Genomic DNA, 16,227 nt, shown 5'->3' with positions numbered 1-16,227 from the left:
GGTGTTTCCCGCAAGGGATGGGTAAACCCCGACAGCCTGCAGGTGCGTCTCTCAGCGGCAGCCCCGCTTGCACCGTGGCAGGCACCTCTATCGGCCAGGGGTATAACCAAAGTCCAAAGCCCTCCGCTCTCGGACACCGCGCCCCCTCCCGTTCGCAGATTTTTTCCCCTTTTTGAAAAAAGTTAACAATCCGTTTACCGGCATGTTTACCAGAAAAGGGCCTACAACCCGCATAAGTCCTAGGTTTAACCCTAAAGCGACTTAACCAGGACGTTAACTTTTAAAGTCGGAGATTTAACTCATGGCTTCACGTTCATTAGGAACATTGACGCTCGACTTAGTAGCCAAGACCGGCGGCTTCGTGGCCGGTATGGATCAGGCCGAGCGTAGCTCAGAGAAATGGCGCCGCCAGGTCGAACAAAATATGAAAGCAGCGGGTACGGCTGTGGCCGGAGCTTCTGCAGCAACCGTTGCAGCGCTCGCAGCTATGACAGTCTCTACCGTCAATAACGCGAAGGAAATCAGCCGGTTTGCTGCCGTATCAGGCGCCTCGGTTGAGGAATTCCAGCGCATGGCTGTTGGCGCACGGCAGGCCGGCATTGAAAACGACAAGCTAGCCGATATCTTCAAAGACGTGTCCGACAAGCTGGGCGACTATGCCACAACAGGTGGAGGCGAGCTAAAGGACTTCTTTGATACCGCCGCCAAGCAAGCTGGCGTTACAGCAGATAGCTTTAAAGGCCTAAGCGGCCCTGCTGCCTTGGGCCTATTTGTCGATACGCTGGACAAGGCAGGCGCCAGTCAGCAGCAGGTTACCTTCTTTATGGAGAGCTTGGCTGATGACGCCTCTCTTCTATATCCGCTGATGAAAAACAACGGTGAAGGCATGAAGGCCTTTGCCGATGAAGCAGAGCGTGCTGGAGCAATCCTCAGTAGCGATACGATCAGGCAGGCCAACGAGCTAAGTGCCGCCATGTTCCTGATGGATAACGCAACCACTGGCGTGAAGAACCAGATCAGCACTGCATTGATTCCAGTCCTGGCTGACTTTGCTAGAGGACTATCCACAACCACAACCGACACGGCTTTAGCTGCAACCGTAGCTGATGATCTGGCTGATGGACTGCGCGCCATTGGTAAGGGTGCAGTCGGCGCCGTTGCTGGGCTTCATATAGCAGGCAAGGCCATTCAGGGGCTGTATGACCTGAACGAAGCCTCTAAGGGTGAGGGCTCTTGGTGGGAAACCATCCTCCCGCCTGTCCGCATGTACCGAGCGTATGAGAGCTTCGACAAGATCAAGGAGAGTGCGAGCGGTACAGCTGACGGTCTCAATGATCTGGCCCTTGGCTATGCAGGATTCATGGAGAAGATCGACGGCCAGGGCGCTACCGGAGGCGAAGACCGGCTAAAGAAGCTGGGCGAGTTCATGAGCCAGTATCAGGACATGCTCAAAGGTCAGAGCGGATCCGGTGTGAGTAGTGTAGCAACCAGCGCGACCAAAAAAGCTACGGATGCCGTAGAGCAGCAACTAGCCGCGCTTAAGGAACAGGCCGAAACCGTTGGTATGAATACCGAGGCCCTGACCCTGTACCGTCTGGAGCAGGACAAGGCGACTGATTCACAAAAGACTCTGGCTGCTGCCTATCTTGAAACCATCTCTGCTTATGACAAGCAGCAGGAGGTCATGAAGAACTATTCCGCCCTGGTAGTAGACCTGCAAGGCGATGAAGAAAAGCTTTTAGCTACGACAAAAGAACGCCTGGCTGTACTGGATGCGGCAAAAGGCTCGATTGGCGATGAGGAATACCGAAAGACGGCCACACTTATTATTGATCAATCCACCGTAGAGGCGCCTGAATTTGGCGGGATTGATGCAGAGTTTGGTGGCGCCTCTGGCGAACTGGATAAGATCAACGATGCTCAGGAAAAGCTCGAAGAGTGGTATCAGACCCAGCTCGATATGCTTAACCAGAACCGCCAAGCCCGGGCCGACCTTAACGCCGAGTGGGATGCAGAAGAGGAAAGAATCAAGCAGGAGCACCAGGATCGCTTGAACGATATTGAGCGCTCCCGTCAGAACGTCATGCTGACCTCTGCACAGAATACTTTCGGCTCACTAGTAGACATCACCAAGACCATGGCCGGCGAACAATCGACTGCCTATAAGGCCATGTTTGCCGCTCAGAAGGCTTTTGCTATTGCCGAGTCTCTGGTGGCGATTCAGCAAGGCATAGCCATGGCCGCGGCTAACCCCTTTCCGCTCAACCTGGCCGCTATGGCCTCGGTTGCCGCAGCAACAGCTGGGATCGTCTCCAATATCTCAGCCATCGGTATGGCTCACGATGGCATCGACTCAGTGCCTGAAACAGGTACTTGGCTACTCCAAAAAGGTGAACGCGTCACAACTGCTGAGACTAGTGCCAAGCTAGACAAAACCTTGAGCGAGATTCAAGGAAGCCGCAGCGGATCAGACATGTCACCTGTCATCAACATTACGTCCAACCCCGATAAGGCCGGCCAGGCGTCAAGCCGGAAAGAGGATGGGCGCTGGGTAATCGACCTGATCGTGGCGGACACAATGGGCGACGGCAAAATGCAGAAGGCCCTAGCCCAGAAGTTTGGCCTAAAAAACAGAGGACGTTGATATGAGCGAAAAACCCAAGCTACTTGAGCTGGAGCCAGCCAAGCACTACGTAGTGGAAAACAACACAGGCGTAAAGATCGAGGTTGAAGTCATCACTGGTAATGGAACGAGGATAATCTCTACAGCGCAGCATGGAGAGTCGGTGCACGTATTCCCGGCCGATGGAGAGAAGATCGATATTTTATACCGCTGGTTTGATACGAAACCGAGGCTACGGCTGGTTTAAGCATGGGGGGATGGCTCAGACTTAGGCCATCCTACTCCGGACGCCGCCCCCTCAGTCTTTTTTACATATCCGCAAAATACGAGTTTCGAATAATACGTCTGCCTAAGCTCATCACGGCCAATAAAAAAGCTAGTGCTAACTAAAGCTCCCTCTCTTCCGGTCGATACCTTATGTAACCAGGCAGTAGCACCCCTCCTGCTACTGTCGGTTTTCCCTATTTAAGCCTCACTCCAGTGGGGCTTTTTTTTGCCTCACGAAACTCAAAAACAAGCCCAGCAGCAAGATTCTTGTACACCTACATGTACACCTAAAAATAAAACAAGCCTGCAATCATTGTAATTAATGAATAATTAGACTCCCTTCGCCGCTCCAGTTTGCTTTCTCCGTAAGCCTAGAGCTTACCTCTCTGCTACAAATGTTCACCTCTGCTCGTTGCTGAAAGCCAGCTACTCCTAAGATGAAACATCAGACATCTTTGCCATTAGAGCCGATGTAGCGGTGGGAATACCCGTCAAGACTGGTCACAGGCATCAGGAAGCCTCACGCCAGCGAGCGCGCTTGGCGGCCTGCGTCTGACAGGCTTCGCGAAAAGCCTGAAACAACCGAAGCGAAACCGGGTTCTCCTGAAATTGCCATTCTGGATGCCATTGCACACCAAGGGTAAAGCCAGGCGCGCCTTCGACGGATACCGCCTCCACTAACCCGTCAGGTGACACGGCCTCGGCACGCAGCCCAGGAGCCAGACGGTCGATGCCCTGGCTATGCAGCGAATTAACATTGAAACTACCCGCCAGTCCACGCTGCGCGAGCACGCCTCCCGGCAGAACTTGCACCGGGTGCTGCTCTACATACTGATCGGCCAGTACCTCGCTCTGTGGCTCACGGTGATCGCGATAGCCCGGCACCTCATGCACTTTCTGATGCAGGGTGCCACCCAACGCCACGTTCAGCTCCTGAAAACCACGGCAGATACAAAATATGGGTATGCCGCGTTCAAGTGCCGTGCGTAGCAAGGGAAGCGTCATGCGATCTCGAAACGCGTCGTGCAAAGTGCCTTCGGCACTAGGTGCTCCGTTGTAATTGTGCGGCTCGACATTGGACGGTGAGCCGGTGAACAGCAGGCCATCCAGATGCTCCAGCAATTGCTGCGGCTCCCGCGGCTCGTTTAGCGCCGGTAGGATGAGCGGAATTCCAGCAAAGCCAGCCGCTTCGACATACTTGTCGCCTACAGTATGGGACGAATACTTGCCGAGCTGTTGCCGGCAGGCCGTAACGCCAATCAAGGGAATCTGTGACATCCAACGCTCCTCTTGCCGGACTACACGCCGAGCCGGTCACGCAACTGGTAGTAAGCGGCGCCAAGTGCAGAGAAAGGAACCTGCATCATGCGACCACCGGGGAAAGGGTAATGAGGCAGGCTGGCAAAGGCATCGAAACGCTCGGCCTGCCCGCGTAAAGCCTCGGCCAATATCTTGCCGGCCAGATGCGTATAAGTGACGCCATGGCCGCTACAGCCCTGAGAGTAATAAAGGTTGTCGCCAAGCCGGCCGACCTGAGGCAGGCGCGAGAGCGTTAGCAGGAAGTTACCTGTCCAGGCGAAATCGATTTTGACCTTGGCAAGCTGCGGAAACGTCTTGAGCATCTTGGGCCGGATGATCTTTTCGATATTCGCCGGATCGCGTGCACCGTAAACTACCCCGCCGCCATAGATCAGGCGACGGTCGCCGCTGAGTCGGTAATAGTCGAGCAGGTAATTACAGTCTTCGACGCAATAGTCCTGAGGCAGCAGCCTATGGGCCAGCTCCTCGGACAGCGGTTCGGTGGCGATGACTTGTGTACCACATGGCATGGATTTAGAAGCAAGTTCCGGCACTAGACCGCCCAAATAAGCATTGCCGGCCACTACCACAAAACGGGAGCGAACCTGCCCTTTAGGAGTGTGCACGACAGGTCGGTCGCCACGATCAATACGGATCGCCGGGCTCTGCTCGTAAATGTTTCCCCCTAGGGATACCACTGCCGCGGCCTCGCCCAGGGCAAGGTTAAGCGGATGGATATGGCCACCGCTCATGTCCAATAAACCGCCGACATAGCGGTTCGTGGCCACTACGTCGCGGATACGACGGCTGTCCAGTAGCTCGAGCTGATCATTGCCGTAGCGTTCCCAGAGACGCTTTTGCGCCTCCAAGTGCTTCATCTGTTTGTCGTTGAAGGCAGCGAAAACACCGCCATCCTTCAGGTCGCACTCGATGCCATAGCGGGCGACCCGCTCACGGATGATTCGTCCCCCCTCGAATGCCATGGCTCCCAGCAAACTGGCCTGCCGTGCACCTACGGTTCGCTCGATAACGTCGATGTCGCGGCTGTAGCTATTGACGATCTGGCCGCCGTTACGGCCCGATGCGCCGAAGCCGACTTTGGCTGCCTCTACGATCGTGACTGTAAATCCTTGCTCCAGGAGAAAAAGCGCCGTGGAAAGGCCTGTGTAGCCGGCGCCAATGATGCAGACGTCGCACTCGACACTATCCAGCAGCTCTGGATAGTCGACATGCTGGTTGCGAGACGCCGCATAGTAACTAGTTGTATGTTGCTGCATTGATAACTCCTTGAAACCAGACCTGCTATGCGTCCGCCTTACAGCTTGCTACAGGTGGCCTTGAGCTCGGTGTACTGGTCGAAAGCATTCAGCGAGTTGCCGTATCGGCCCTCGATAAAGGCACGCCCTTCGATCATCGGGCGGGCATACAGCGCTTCCCAGGTTTCACGTGGCGGAATGCTCATCAAAACCTCCTGATCAGACGGTATGCAGGTACCAGTTGTATTCCAGATCCGAAATCGAGACTTCAAACTCGCGCAGCTCGCTTTCCTTGCAGGCTACAAAGATGTCGATGTAGTCGGGGCTGATGTACTGATTGAGAACCTCACTGTCATCCAGCTCGCGCAAGGCGTCACGAAGGTTGTTTGGCAGGCTCTGCTCAAGCTGCTCGTAGGAGTTACCCTCGATCGGCGTGCAGGGCTCGATACGCTGCGTCAGGCCATGATGGATACCCGCCAGAATCGACGCCATCATCAGGTAGGGGTTGGCATCTGCACCGGCGACGCGGTGCTCAATACGCACGGCATCCGGGCTGCCGTTAGGCACCCTAACCGCAACCGTCCGGTTATCCAGCCCCCAGGACGGCGCATTGGGTACATAGAACTGGGCGCCGAAACGGCGATACGAGTTGACATTCGGACACAGAAAAGCCATCGACGCGGGCATCGTTTCGAGGATACCGCCAATGGCATGGCGCAAAGAATCACTCTCTAGCGGATCGTCACTGGTAAAGATATTGCGGCCGGTCTGCTTGTCCAGTAGAGAAATATGTACATGGAGACCATTACCCGCCTGGCCGGGATAGGGTTTGGCCATGAAGGTAGAGTCCATTCCATGGTCATAAGCCACGTTCTTAATCAGGCGCTTGAGCAGTACCGCATAGTCGCAGGCCAGCAATGCATCCTCCACATGATGGAGATTGACCTCGAACTGTGCCGGTGCGCTTTCCTTAACGATGGCATCCGCCGGGATTCCCTGAGCTTTGGCGGACTCAATCATGTCTTGCAGGCAATCGACATACTCATCCAGATCGTCGATCAGATAGACCTGGGTCGAATGGGGACGCTTACCGGAGATAGGCGACCGCGGAGGCTGCGGTCGCCCGTTCAGGTTATCCTGGTCGATCAGGTAAAACTCTAGTTCGAATGCGGCGCAAATACGCAGCCCCAGGTCATCGAACTTTGCAATGACCTGACGTAGCACTTCACGGGGATCCGCAAAGAATGGCCGTCCATTCAGTTCATGCATGGTCATGAGAAGCTGAGCCGTAGGGCGCTTCTGCCACGGCTCGAAACTTAATGTACCTGGAATCGGGAAACAGACCCGGTCGGCATCGCCTATATCCAGTCCGAGCCCTGTGCTCTCCACCGTCGAGCCATTGATATCCAATGCAAAGAGCGAGGCCGGTAAATTGATGCCACGCTCATAGACTTTAGGCAGACTGGCCCGCTCAACTCGCTTGCCCCGGACAACGCCGTTCATGTCTGCGATAAGCAGGTCGACGTACTGAATACCGGGATGGGCTTGAAGGAACTGGCTTACTTCACTGGACGGAATGGCGTGGGCGAGAACCGACGACATGATTTGGCATCCTTTTTATTAACCTAGCGGCATATGCCGCGGAGCCGCTCGTGCAGCAAGAGCGGCTCGGTTAGGTTGTTGTTTTGATCCCTTACGGGAGGGGAACCCTACTTCCGCCAGACCTCCCCAAACGCCCGCTGATGTGCTGGACGTGGCTCCAGTATAAGATGGCTCCAACGCAAACAGACATGGGCACTTGAGCAAGGAAACATTGCATCCATGCACTATCAGATTACCCATACTGATCTCTCCCTGATCCTTGCCTTGGTTCGCGGGCGCTCCCTCGCACGTGCTGCCAATTTGCTACACGTGGACGTTTCAACGGTGTTTCGCTCGATTCGTCGGCTGGAAGCCAATCTAGGCTCGGCGCTTTTTGAAAAAAGTCGTAGCGGTTATTTGCCTACCGACACGGCCCAGGCCCTGGCAGAGCAGGCGGAACGCGCCGAGCAAGCCCTGGAGGCGGCCCGGGTCGTGCTGGAGCATGGCGACGCCGTAGTTAGCGGCAACATACGCCTCACCTGTACCGATGCCGTACTGCATAGCCTGCTGCTACCGGCCTTGGCCGAGTTCATGCCGGGTTATCCAGCCTTGTCCCTGGAGATGGCTACGTCCAACAGCTTTGCCAACCTGAGCCGCCGCGATGCCGACATCGCCCTGCGCCTGACCGACTCCCCCCCGGAGCATTTGGTTGGACGCTGCCTGGGCAGCGTCTCCCATGTCATTTGTGGGCATGTAAAGTACCGTGAGCGCTTGCGCAATACGCCCACTGCTGTCCCCTGGGTTGCACCGGACGACTCGCTGCCGGATCACGCTACTGTAGTCTGGCGCACCCGACAGTATCCGGACCTGATCCCCCGTTACCGCTGCGGCAGCATGTATGCGGTAGCCCAGTTGGTACATGCTGGCATGGGCGTGGCGGCCCTGCCCGACTACATGGTGGATAGCTTGCCCGAGGTAGAACAACTGAGCGACGCCCTGCCCGGCTGCGACACCCAGTTGTGGCTGCTGACCCGCCCGGACTGCCGCTCGCTCCGCTCAGTGCAAACCCTGCTCGACGAACTGGCGCCCCGTTTGCGCAAGGCATTGAACGGCGACTGTTGATAGGCGTAGCGTCTTATGGACTTGATCATCGCCTATCGCGGCCCTCTAGGGCTGTAATGCCTCCCCAACAAAACAACCCGCATATCTCCATGTGCACGGAGCGTTACAACCAAGAGATAGGGGAGCGTGAACAAGGCCCCCATCATGAGGGTAAGAAAGCCCCAGACCAGCCCCAGCCGCCACGAGCGCGCACGATAAACAACCCACGCAGCGATCAGCAGTAGGTTAAGGCTGAAATCGGTATTGAACTGCGCACGCCAGGGATGGGTAAGATCTCCCAGAAACACATAGGGCGCCTCGATCAGGCCTCTCTCTGCAACGGCATGTAGGGTGATGCCCAGCAGTACAACCCATCCCGTCACGAGTGTTAAGCGCAATACGATCATGCCGGTTTTCATCGCGTTTCCTCCGTACGGAAATGCCAGCGGTTCTGTTTGAGTTAGAGCTTGGTCGGTTCTTGTGCAGACAACGTTTCGTAAAGTGATCGTATGGGACTAGGGGCTTGTCCAAGCAGAGAGGCTTAATTTGTTTTGAAAGGTATACCTATGCGAAAGGCCCGCAGTTCCATCAGGCTTGAACGGCTCGAGCGTTTCATCACGTGGGCCTCTGTGCACCATCCGGACTTCATACTCAAGAAGAATCACCAAGAAAAATGGTTCGTGTATTACGCGAGCCAGAAGAACGTGGATATCGCCCGTGCTGCCAAGGCTTTCTGGCTAGGGCTTGATGAAGAAGCGGTTGCTACGATCTTCGCTCACCCCGAAACGACTAGCCTGATCGACCGCCTTCTGGCACGCGACCAAAAGGACTATAGCTGTGCCGTCACGGTCTTCGGCATTGAGAAAACATTCAGTTGCGGCTCTATTCAGAACCTGCTGGAAGTGGACTGGGCCTTGCAGCTTCCCGATAGCGATTCCCGCGAAGCATTTACAGCCCATGTGAATGCCTTGATCCAACGTATCGTCCAGGAGCGCTTGAAAACGCTAGAGCAGCCGCTTGCTCACCTGAACGAGGAAGAAAAACAGCTTTGCCTGGACAGACTTCACCCTGATATTGCTCGGATTGATGAGTTCTTGGGCAGAGTCATTGATGCGATCAACGAGTTCACCCATGAACTGCGTTATGTGGTGGAGCTGCGGCGGGATGGTCTGGCGCTGGATGTGCAGCGCCGCATTCCCAGTGGTCAGGGTCATGTATTAAGCGCACAGGAAGTAGAGGATTGGAAAGCGCAGGATAGGCAGGCGCTGGAAAACAAGTTCGGCCTGATGCTTGAGGCAGCCGAGGACTTCGATCTCCAGGTACTCGGGCAGAAACGCTTGAACGAGCTGTTCATGATGGGGCCGGACAAGCTTCAGCGGGCTATCCGCTTTGCCCGCGCCGAGTACAACGAGAAGATGGCCTTTGCCGTCCTGCTTGAAAATAATCCGCGCTTTGTTCATTACCATAAGCTCTACCCTGCCCGGCGGCTGACACGCAAATGGACGGCGTTGCTCGGCCCTACCAACAGCGGTAAGACGCACCGCTCCATCGAGGCGATGACCTCCGTCAAGCATGGCATCTATCTTTCCCCGTTGCGTCTGATGGCCCTGGAAAACCAGGAGCGTATCGAGGCCATGGGTATCCCCTGCTCCCTGGTAACCGGCGAAGAGCAGATCATCCGTGAAGGAGCGACCCACTTTTGCTGCACGGTAGAGGAATTCGCGCGCTTCCGGCATCAGCATTGGGACGTGGTCGTGGTCGACGAGGTTCAAATGCTGGCCGACCCGCAACGGGGCTGGGCCTGGGTGGATGCGCTAGTAAGCGCCCATACGCCGGATTTGATCATGACCGGCCCGGCACTTATCGAGCCCTCGCTTAAAACCTTGTGCGACCTGTGTGAAGATCGACTGGTAGTGACCCGCACCAAGCGCCTGTCACCGGTCGATGTGTCCAAACACTCGACAACGCTCAAGCATTTGGACGAAGGTTCGATGCTTGTAGCGTTCAGCCGCAAGACCGTACTGGAGCTGAAGGGTTTGCTGGAGACCACCGGCAAGACCGTCTCGGTGGTGTATGGCAACCTGTCGCCCGAAGTACGCCGCGAGCAGGCCCGGCGTTTTCGTGAAGGTGAAGCGGACATCATGGTAGCCACCGATGCCGTTGGCATGGGGCTTAACCTGCCGGCCCATACGCTCTGTTTTTATACGGATGAGAAATTCGACGGCATCCAGAACCGCCAGCTCACGGTGCAGGAGGTCAAGCAGATCGGCGGACGTGCCGGGCGCTTTGGTCATCATGAAAGCGGCACGATTACGGCCTTGGAGGCGTCGACACTCAAAACGATACGGCGCTTATTCAACAGCCCGGACCAGCCAGTGGACCTTTCGCAGTTCCAGGTACGCCCTTCGCTCGAACACTTGATGGCCATTTCCGAGCTCATGCACGAACCCAGCCTGCTACGCGCCTGGCTGACGTTTAACCGGAATATCAATTATGGGGACGAGTTCATCTCTATTCTGCCGGACGAACTGGCCGACTGGATCAGACTGATCGACGATCTAAACATACCCTTGTCGCTGCGCTGGATCTTTGCCTGTACGCCCATTCGTGGCGGTCTGGAGAGCCCGGCGAGCATATTCGCCCAGGGCTGGCTGAAACGAGTCGCGGCCAGCAAGGTGGTCGATCTACCACGGCTCATTATCGATGCAGATCTCGCCACGCTGGAAAGCTCACTGCATATCATCGAGACGTATCTTCATCTAGGCCGGACGTTGCCGGATCACTTTCCTCATGTCGAGAAAGGTGAAGAGCAGCGCAGCCTCCTGAACGGTGCCATTACCCGGGAGTTGTCCCGACGGCGGAAGCCGGGCCGTATCGAACGCCGACAAGCCAGCCGGAGCGGAAGCGGCGCACGTAAGGTCTGCAAGCAATGCGGCAAACCGATGCCCTTATTGGGTCGGGAGTTCCGGCTGTGTGACAGGTGCTGGCGTGAACAAAAAGCCCGGTCGTGATGGCCGGGCGAAACCTTATAACGCTTAGCGAGCAGGCCTAGCCGTGCTCGCGGCTTTTGTTCATGCGTCGTAGGATGCCCTCCGGTATGTTCTCCTTTACCTCCGGCTTTTCCTGCTCTTCTGCTATCGGTTCGAGGTCATGGTCATGCAGCCAGATCAAGGCGTACTGGTTGATCTGAGTCGCCTCGTAAGCTTTCCAGGCCTTCTGGGCCTTGGGAAAGTTCTTGAGTTCATAGTCGAACGTACGCAGCGGCTTGCGATCCGTTAGCGCCTGGGTCAATACAGGGTGCGCATGTGGGTCGTGAAGGTCGAACAGAAAGGCTTCACGCATGGCGATACGCTCGGCCAACCCAAGCGGTTCGATTGGCACATAGCGACCTTTCTCGCTTTCGATGGCATGCAGCTCTTCCGGCTCGAAGTCATCCTCCGTCAGGTTCAGGAGCCTACCGGTTTCCAGGTCAAGGATGTAATCAGTCCGGTCCTCCTGGGTAAGGGCAGATGTAAGGGCGGCAAGGTCTATCGTAATCGGGCGCATGATGACATCAACTTACTGTGACTTGACGATACTACTGTGACTGGCAGCACCTCATGAGGTGCCCCGGACCTGAAGAGCGGTCGCCAGCACAGAGTGGGCTCAGTAACTTGAAAGCCACAGCGTAAGCTGTGGCTTTCTATACATCATGCAGGAGGGTTAGGGGGCAAGGTATTTTTCGGTGAGCTGCACCTGAGCCTTGAGTGGGCGCTCCACGGCATTGGCGCCAGCGCTAACTTTGTAGTATCCCCCGGCAATACGCCAGGCGTTGGCCTTGTCGTCATACCGCGCTACGAGCCGTGGGTCGACCGTAACAGAAACGTGCCTGGTTTTGCCCGGTTTCAACTCCACACGGTCCCAACCAACCAGCCGGCTCGTGAACCCATCCTGCGCATCGGTATTGCTCACATAAAACTGGGGCGTATCAATCCCGGTGAGCGACCCTTTGTTAGTTACATCCATGCCCAGCACCAGCTTGGAGCCACGCACGTGTGCGGTTAGGTTACTGTAGCTGAACTGGGTATAGGACAGGCCATAGCCGAACGGGAATAATGGCTTCTTACCTTCTCGCTCATACCACTTGTACCCTACATCAGCCCCTTCGATGTTGTAGTTTTCGGAGAATAGACCCTTGCGTTCCTCCCCTGGGTTGGACGTGGTTGTAGCCGGATCACGCATCGTCGGGCGCGGCAACTGGCTTTCGTCCTGCGGGAAAGTAATCGGCAAACGGCCGGATGGATTCACGCGACCAAACAAGACGCTGGCAATGGCTTCGCCTCCCTTGGAGCCAGAGTACCAGGCTTCAACCACGGCCGGCACGTTGTCGAGCCATGGCATTTTCACCGGGCCGCCGGTTTGCAGCACGACCGTAGTGTTGGGGTTAGCCTTGGCGACAGCCTGGATCAGGGCATCCTGGTTATCCGGAAGGCTCAGATCCTTCACATCAACAGACTCGGCTGTCCACTGCTGCGCAAAGACAATGACGGCATCAGCACCCTGCGCCAGCTGAGCGGCCTGCTGAAAGTCTTCCCCGCTATCGTATACCACCTGTGCATTAGGCGCTTCGGCCTGGATGGCCTTGAGTGGAGCAGAAGGGTGATAGACTATGTTCGCAATGAAACTATTGTCCGGATACGGCGACGGTACTTTCACGCTGCCCAGCGGCGTCACCTGACTAGAGCCACCGCCAGAAAGCACGCCCACGTCGGCATGACTGCCAATGACAACAATACGTTTGGCCTTGGCGGACAGCGGCAACTGGTTATTACTATTTTTCAGCAGCACGATGCCCTGCTCGGCTACTGCTCTAGCAACTTCGGCATGAGCAGCGTAATCAATATCCGCAGTTTTGGCCGGATGATCCACCGCTCCTACTGCAAACAGGCTGCGCAGGATGCGTGTGACCATATCGTCCAACCGGGCCTCGGGTACCCGTCCCTCCTGTACGGCTTTTTTCAACGGCTCGCCAAAAAAGACTTCAGGGTCGAGGTTTTCACCGGACTGCTGGTCCAACCCTGCCCGCGCCGCCTTTTCCAGCGAATGAGTCGCACCCCAGTCGGACATGACCCAACCCTTGTATTTCCAATCGCCTTTCAAAACGTGTTTGATCAGGAACCTGTTTTCCGAGGCGTAGTCGCCGTTGTACCTGTTGTAGCCGGTCATGACCGACCCCGGCTGGCCTTTCTCGATAGCCAGCTGGAAAGCCAGCAGATCGGACTCACGTGCCGCCGCTTCGTCGATGCTGGAGCTCACCATTACACGCCCGGTTTCCTGAGCGTTCAGCGCAAAGTGCTTGGTGGTGGATACAACATGCTTGCTTTGAATCCCGGCGATGGAATTCCCAGCCAGAGTGCCAGCCAGCAGCGGATCTTCACCCAAATACTCGAAGTTCCGGCCATTGCGCGGCTCGCGGGTCAGGTTGACCCCACCCGCCAGCATCACATTAAAACCCTTGGCATGGGCCTCCGTGCCAACCATCTCTCCTCCCTTACGCGCCAACGCGGGGCTGAACGTGGCAGCCAGCATCATGCTCGAGGGCAGCGCCGTGGCGTTGTCGCCTGGCCGGACATCATAGGGATTGGTCACGCCCAGGCTTGCATCGCTCTCTTGCAGCGCAGGAATGCCAAGCCGTGGTACGCCAGGCGCATAGGCAGCAGAGCCGATGGCGCCTTCGGGCTTTGGCGTATCGCCTAAGGGATAGCCAAAGGGCGTATGGACCAACGCGATCTTTTCGTCCAGCGTCATGGCCTTGACGACCGCTTCGGCGCGTTGATCAGGGGACTCACGCTGAACAGATGCATCCGCTGCCCAGGCATGGCTGGCCGTCAAAAGGGCCGCACTAAGCGAAGTAAGGGAAAAACCGTCTCGTCCAACTTTTCTTGTCATTATCGATATCCTTAGATGAGGGACAGGTCCGAAGCCGTGGCATGCTTTCGGCTCGCTGGAAAGACCAGAAGGGAAACTAATTAGTTTCCAACTTTTTACTAATTATTTTTTGGACACCCATGACTGTTAAGAACCGCCCTCGCGCAGAAAGACAAGCACCTCTGGATCGCCTGATCGAAGCCGCCCTACAGGTGTGGCTGGAACAGGGCTATCACGCCAGTATGGACACCATTGCCGAACGGGCAGGCATGTCCAAGCGTACGGTCTATGGCGTGGTTCGCTCGAAAGGCGAACTGTTCGAAGCGGTCATCGATGCCTATATGGGTCAGGCGATAGCCTGCATCGGCACGCCGGGTAACGATCTGACGGAAGGGCTGTGTCGCTATGTGCGCGCTATTGCTGATGTATCGCTGGGTGAAATTCCGGTGGGTCTGTTGCGGCTGGTATTGGCCGAAGCGAAGGCTTTTCCCGAGATAGCGCGCCTGTACGATGAGCGTGGCGCCTACAAGGCAGTAGAGCTATTGGCCGGATGGCTTGAACAGCAGTGCCAAGCCGGACGCCTGCATGTACCCGATACGATGGAAGCCTCGGCCATGTTGTTTGGCATGGTAATTCCAGGTCCACAGCGGCGAGCCGCCTTAGGGGTAGCGCCCTCCCCGACGCCTGAAGAACTGGATCGGCTGATCAGTCATGCCGTCCAGATCTTTTTACGAGGCGCCGAAATCAGGCACGCTTGACGCGTGAGGCAAGCTGGGCGCCCTGCCCGTAGGGCATAACATTATTACGCCCGGCGCCCTTGGCTTTATAAAGAGCTTGGTCAGCACACTTGATCACTTCTTCCGGCGTGCGTGCGGCCGTGCCCCGCTCGGCAACTCCCATGCTGACGGTAATAAATACGGGCTTGGCCTCGCTCGCACCGCGATGCGCCTTACCTTGATCATCGTCTTTCGGTCGATTCTGCGGATCCCGAATCCGCAAAGGATAGGTCTCGATGCTACGACGAACCTCTTCCAGATGCGGCAAACATTGTTCAAGCGTCTTGCCGGGAAACAACAGCGTGAACTCTTCGCCGCCATAGCGGAAGGCGCTGCCGCCGCCACCCACCTTGCGCATCTTGCTGGCAACCAGCCTGAGCACCTGATCACCCACGTCGTGGCCGTGTGTATCGTTGAATTTTTTAAAATGATCCACGTCGGCCATGGCAATAACGTACTGGCTACCCAACCGACTTAAGCGCTCATTCAATGCACGCCGACCCGGAATACCTGTCAGCTCATCGCGGAACGCCATGTAGAACGTTTCATGAATGACCGAGCCCAGGATCATGAGTTGGGCGCAACTGATTACCACATCGAGGACATGCGGCGCGATAAACACCTGGGACCACATCCAGGCTAAACAGGCGATAGCGACAATAGGTGCGGCATGTTGCGGGCGAGGAAACAGGGCATAACGAACAACCACTGTGCCCCAGCCCACAATAGAAGTGATATAGGCCAGCTGTGCCAGCTTCATCCAATCACCATGCAAGCTAGGCCAATAGATGGTATCCACCAAGTGGAGCATGCCGTCCGGATAAACACGCCCCAGCGCCAGGGGCACAACCGTGGCCACCAGTAGAAGCGCTACGCGGCTAATGGTGTCCTGCAGGAGATGCGCCTTGATGGACCAGACGCTGTACACCCCAACGAGCAAGGGCGCAAGAATGGTCGCCAGATGAAAAACCAGAGGCGTCTCTGCCCGAAGGGTATGAGTTGCCTGGAAATGCTCCGTCTGCAGCGACAGCGACACATGGACGATATACAGCGTGATTAGCGTAAACAGCTGGCTTTGACGCTGATAAACCACACAGAAGGCACCGCCCAGCAGAACGAGCAACGTGGGCAATACGTTAAACAACGACGTAAAAAAGGTCGTACCGGGCCAGTAAAAACTAAGTAACCAGGCTACGGCCGCCAGAAACACAGGCGGCAAAAAATGAATCGGGCTTTGAGAGAAGCGGTTCCGCACAATACATCCTGATAACAACGTTCATCGGAGCGATGAAACAAATCAGTGAACGACGTCGATCGTCAGCCCAAGCACTCTTAAAAAGCACTAATGGCTTTTAGATATCAAGGGGCGGAGCATACACCTTGACGCCAGAAATCCGTAACTACCTCCCTGTATCTG

At 56.2% G+C, this 16,227-nt stretch carries 13 protein-coding genes; 5 read left to right on the top strand and 8 right to left on the bottom strand.

Annotated features, from left to right (window positions below):
* Nucleotides 1-301 precede the first annotated feature (301 nt).
* Both IQ22_RS01955 and IQ22_RS01950 read left to right on the top strand, forming a co-directional pair.
* The gene (locus tag IQ22_RS01955; protein WP_145137231.1) at nt 302-2,644 is read left to right on the top strand and encodes a phage tail tape measure protein; all 2,343 of its coding nucleotides are present in this window, start codon (nt 302-304) and stop codon (nt 2,642-2,644) included.
* 1 nt (nt 2,645) lies between these two features.
* Nucleotides 2,646-2,870 carry a hypothetical protein gene (locus IQ22_RS01950; RefSeq protein ID WP_145137228.1) on the top strand — a complete coding sequence of 75 codons (225 nt, stop codon included), beginning with the start codon at nt 2,646-2,648 and terminating at the stop codon, nt 2,868-2,870.
* Nucleotides 2,871-3,400: 530 nt separating this feature from the next.
* Here IQ22_RS01950 and IQ22_RS01945 read toward each other — a convergent pair.
* The 4 genes from IQ22_RS01945 to IQ22_RS01935 are packed head-to-tail and all read right to left on the bottom strand — an operon-like array spanning nt 3,401 to nt 7,047.
* Entirely contained in the window at nt 3,401-4,168 is a 768-nt protein-coding gene (locus IQ22_RS01945; protein ID WP_145137225.1) for a gamma-glutamyl-gamma-aminobutyrate hydrolase family protein, read from the bottom strand.
* A gap of 20 nt (nt 4,169-4,188) precedes the next feature.
* Entirely contained in the window at nt 4,189-5,466 is a 1,278-nt protein-coding gene (locus IQ22_RS01940; RefSeq protein ID WP_145137222.1) for an NAD(P)/FAD-dependent oxidoreductase, read from the bottom strand.
* Between the two features lie 38 nt (nt 5,467-5,504).
* Nucleotides 5,505-5,651, bottom strand: coding sequence for a hypothetical protein (locus tag IQ22_RS23125; protein WP_158635399.1), 147 nt, complete (start codon nt 5,649-5,651; stop codon nt 5,505-5,507).
* Nucleotides 5,652-5,664: 13 nt separating this feature from the next.
* Nucleotides 5,665-7,047: a glutamine synthetase family protein gene (locus tag IQ22_RS01935; RefSeq protein WP_145137219.1), complete on the bottom strand. Its 1,383-nt coding sequence runs from the start codon at nt 7,045-7,047 to the stop codon at nt 5,665-5,667.
* 219 nt (nt 7,048-7,266) lie between these two features.
* Between IQ22_RS01935 and IQ22_RS01930 the strand changes: the two genes are divergently transcribed.
* Nucleotides 7,267-8,148, top strand: coding sequence for a LysR family transcriptional regulator (locus IQ22_RS01930; protein ID WP_145137216.1), 882 nt, complete (start codon nt 7,267-7,269; stop codon nt 8,146-8,148).
* Nucleotides 8,149-8,180: 32 nt separating this feature from the next.
* Here IQ22_RS01930 and IQ22_RS01925 read toward each other — a convergent pair whose 3' ends face one another.
* Nucleotides 8,181-8,546, bottom strand: coding sequence for a DUF1475 family protein (locus IQ22_RS01925; protein WP_145137213.1), 366 nt, complete (start codon nt 8,544-8,546; stop codon nt 8,181-8,183).
* A 147-nt stretch (nt 8,547-8,693) separates the two neighbouring features.
* Here IQ22_RS01925 and IQ22_RS01920 point away from each other — a divergent pair, with 147 nt between their 5' ends.
* On the top strand, nt 8,694-11,138 hold the full coding sequence (locus IQ22_RS01920; RefSeq protein WP_145137210.1) for a helicase-related protein: 2,445 nt from the start codon (nt 8,694-8,696) through the stop codon (nt 11,136-11,138).
* Nucleotides 11,139-11,175: 37 nt separating this feature from the next.
* Here IQ22_RS01920 and IQ22_RS01915 read toward each other — a convergent pair whose 3' ends face one another.
* Together IQ22_RS01915 and IQ22_RS01910 are read right to left on the bottom strand one after the other, a co-directional pair.
* Complete coding sequence (locus tag IQ22_RS01915; RefSeq protein ID WP_145137207.1) at nt 11,176-11,673, bottom strand: UPF0158 family protein; 498 nt, start codon at nt 11,671-11,673, stop codon at nt 11,176-11,178.
* A 156-nt stretch (nt 11,674-11,829) separates the two neighbouring features.
* Entirely contained in the window at nt 11,830-14,055 is a 2,226-nt protein-coding gene (locus IQ22_RS01910) for a beta-glucosidase family protein (RefSeq protein ID WP_145137205.1), read from the bottom strand.
* A gap of 119 nt (nt 14,056-14,174) precedes the next feature.
* On the opposite strand from IQ22_RS01910, the gene IQ22_RS01905 reads away from it, so the two are divergent.
* Entirely contained in the window at nt 14,175-14,792 is a 618-nt protein-coding gene (locus IQ22_RS01905) for a TetR/AcrR family transcriptional regulator (protein ID WP_145137202.1), read from the top strand.
* On the opposite strand, the gene IQ22_RS01900 is transcribed toward IQ22_RS01905, so the two are convergent.
* Entirely contained in the window at nt 14,779-16,065 is a 1,287-nt protein-coding gene (locus tag IQ22_RS01900; protein ID WP_145137199.1) for a GGDEF domain-containing protein, read from the bottom strand. The two genes, IQ22_RS01905 and IQ22_RS01900, sit on opposite strands and share 14 nt — an antisense overlap.
* Between the last annotated feature and the right edge of the window lie 162 nt (nt 16,066-16,227).

Origin of the sequence: Pseudomonas duriflava (genome assembly GCF_007830155.1) — a bacterium.
GTDB lineage: Bacteria > Pseudomonadota > Gammaproteobacteria > Pseudomonadales > Pseudomonadaceae > Chryseomonas > Chryseomonas duriflava.
This window is presented reverse-complemented; position numbering and strand designations above follow the sequence as displayed.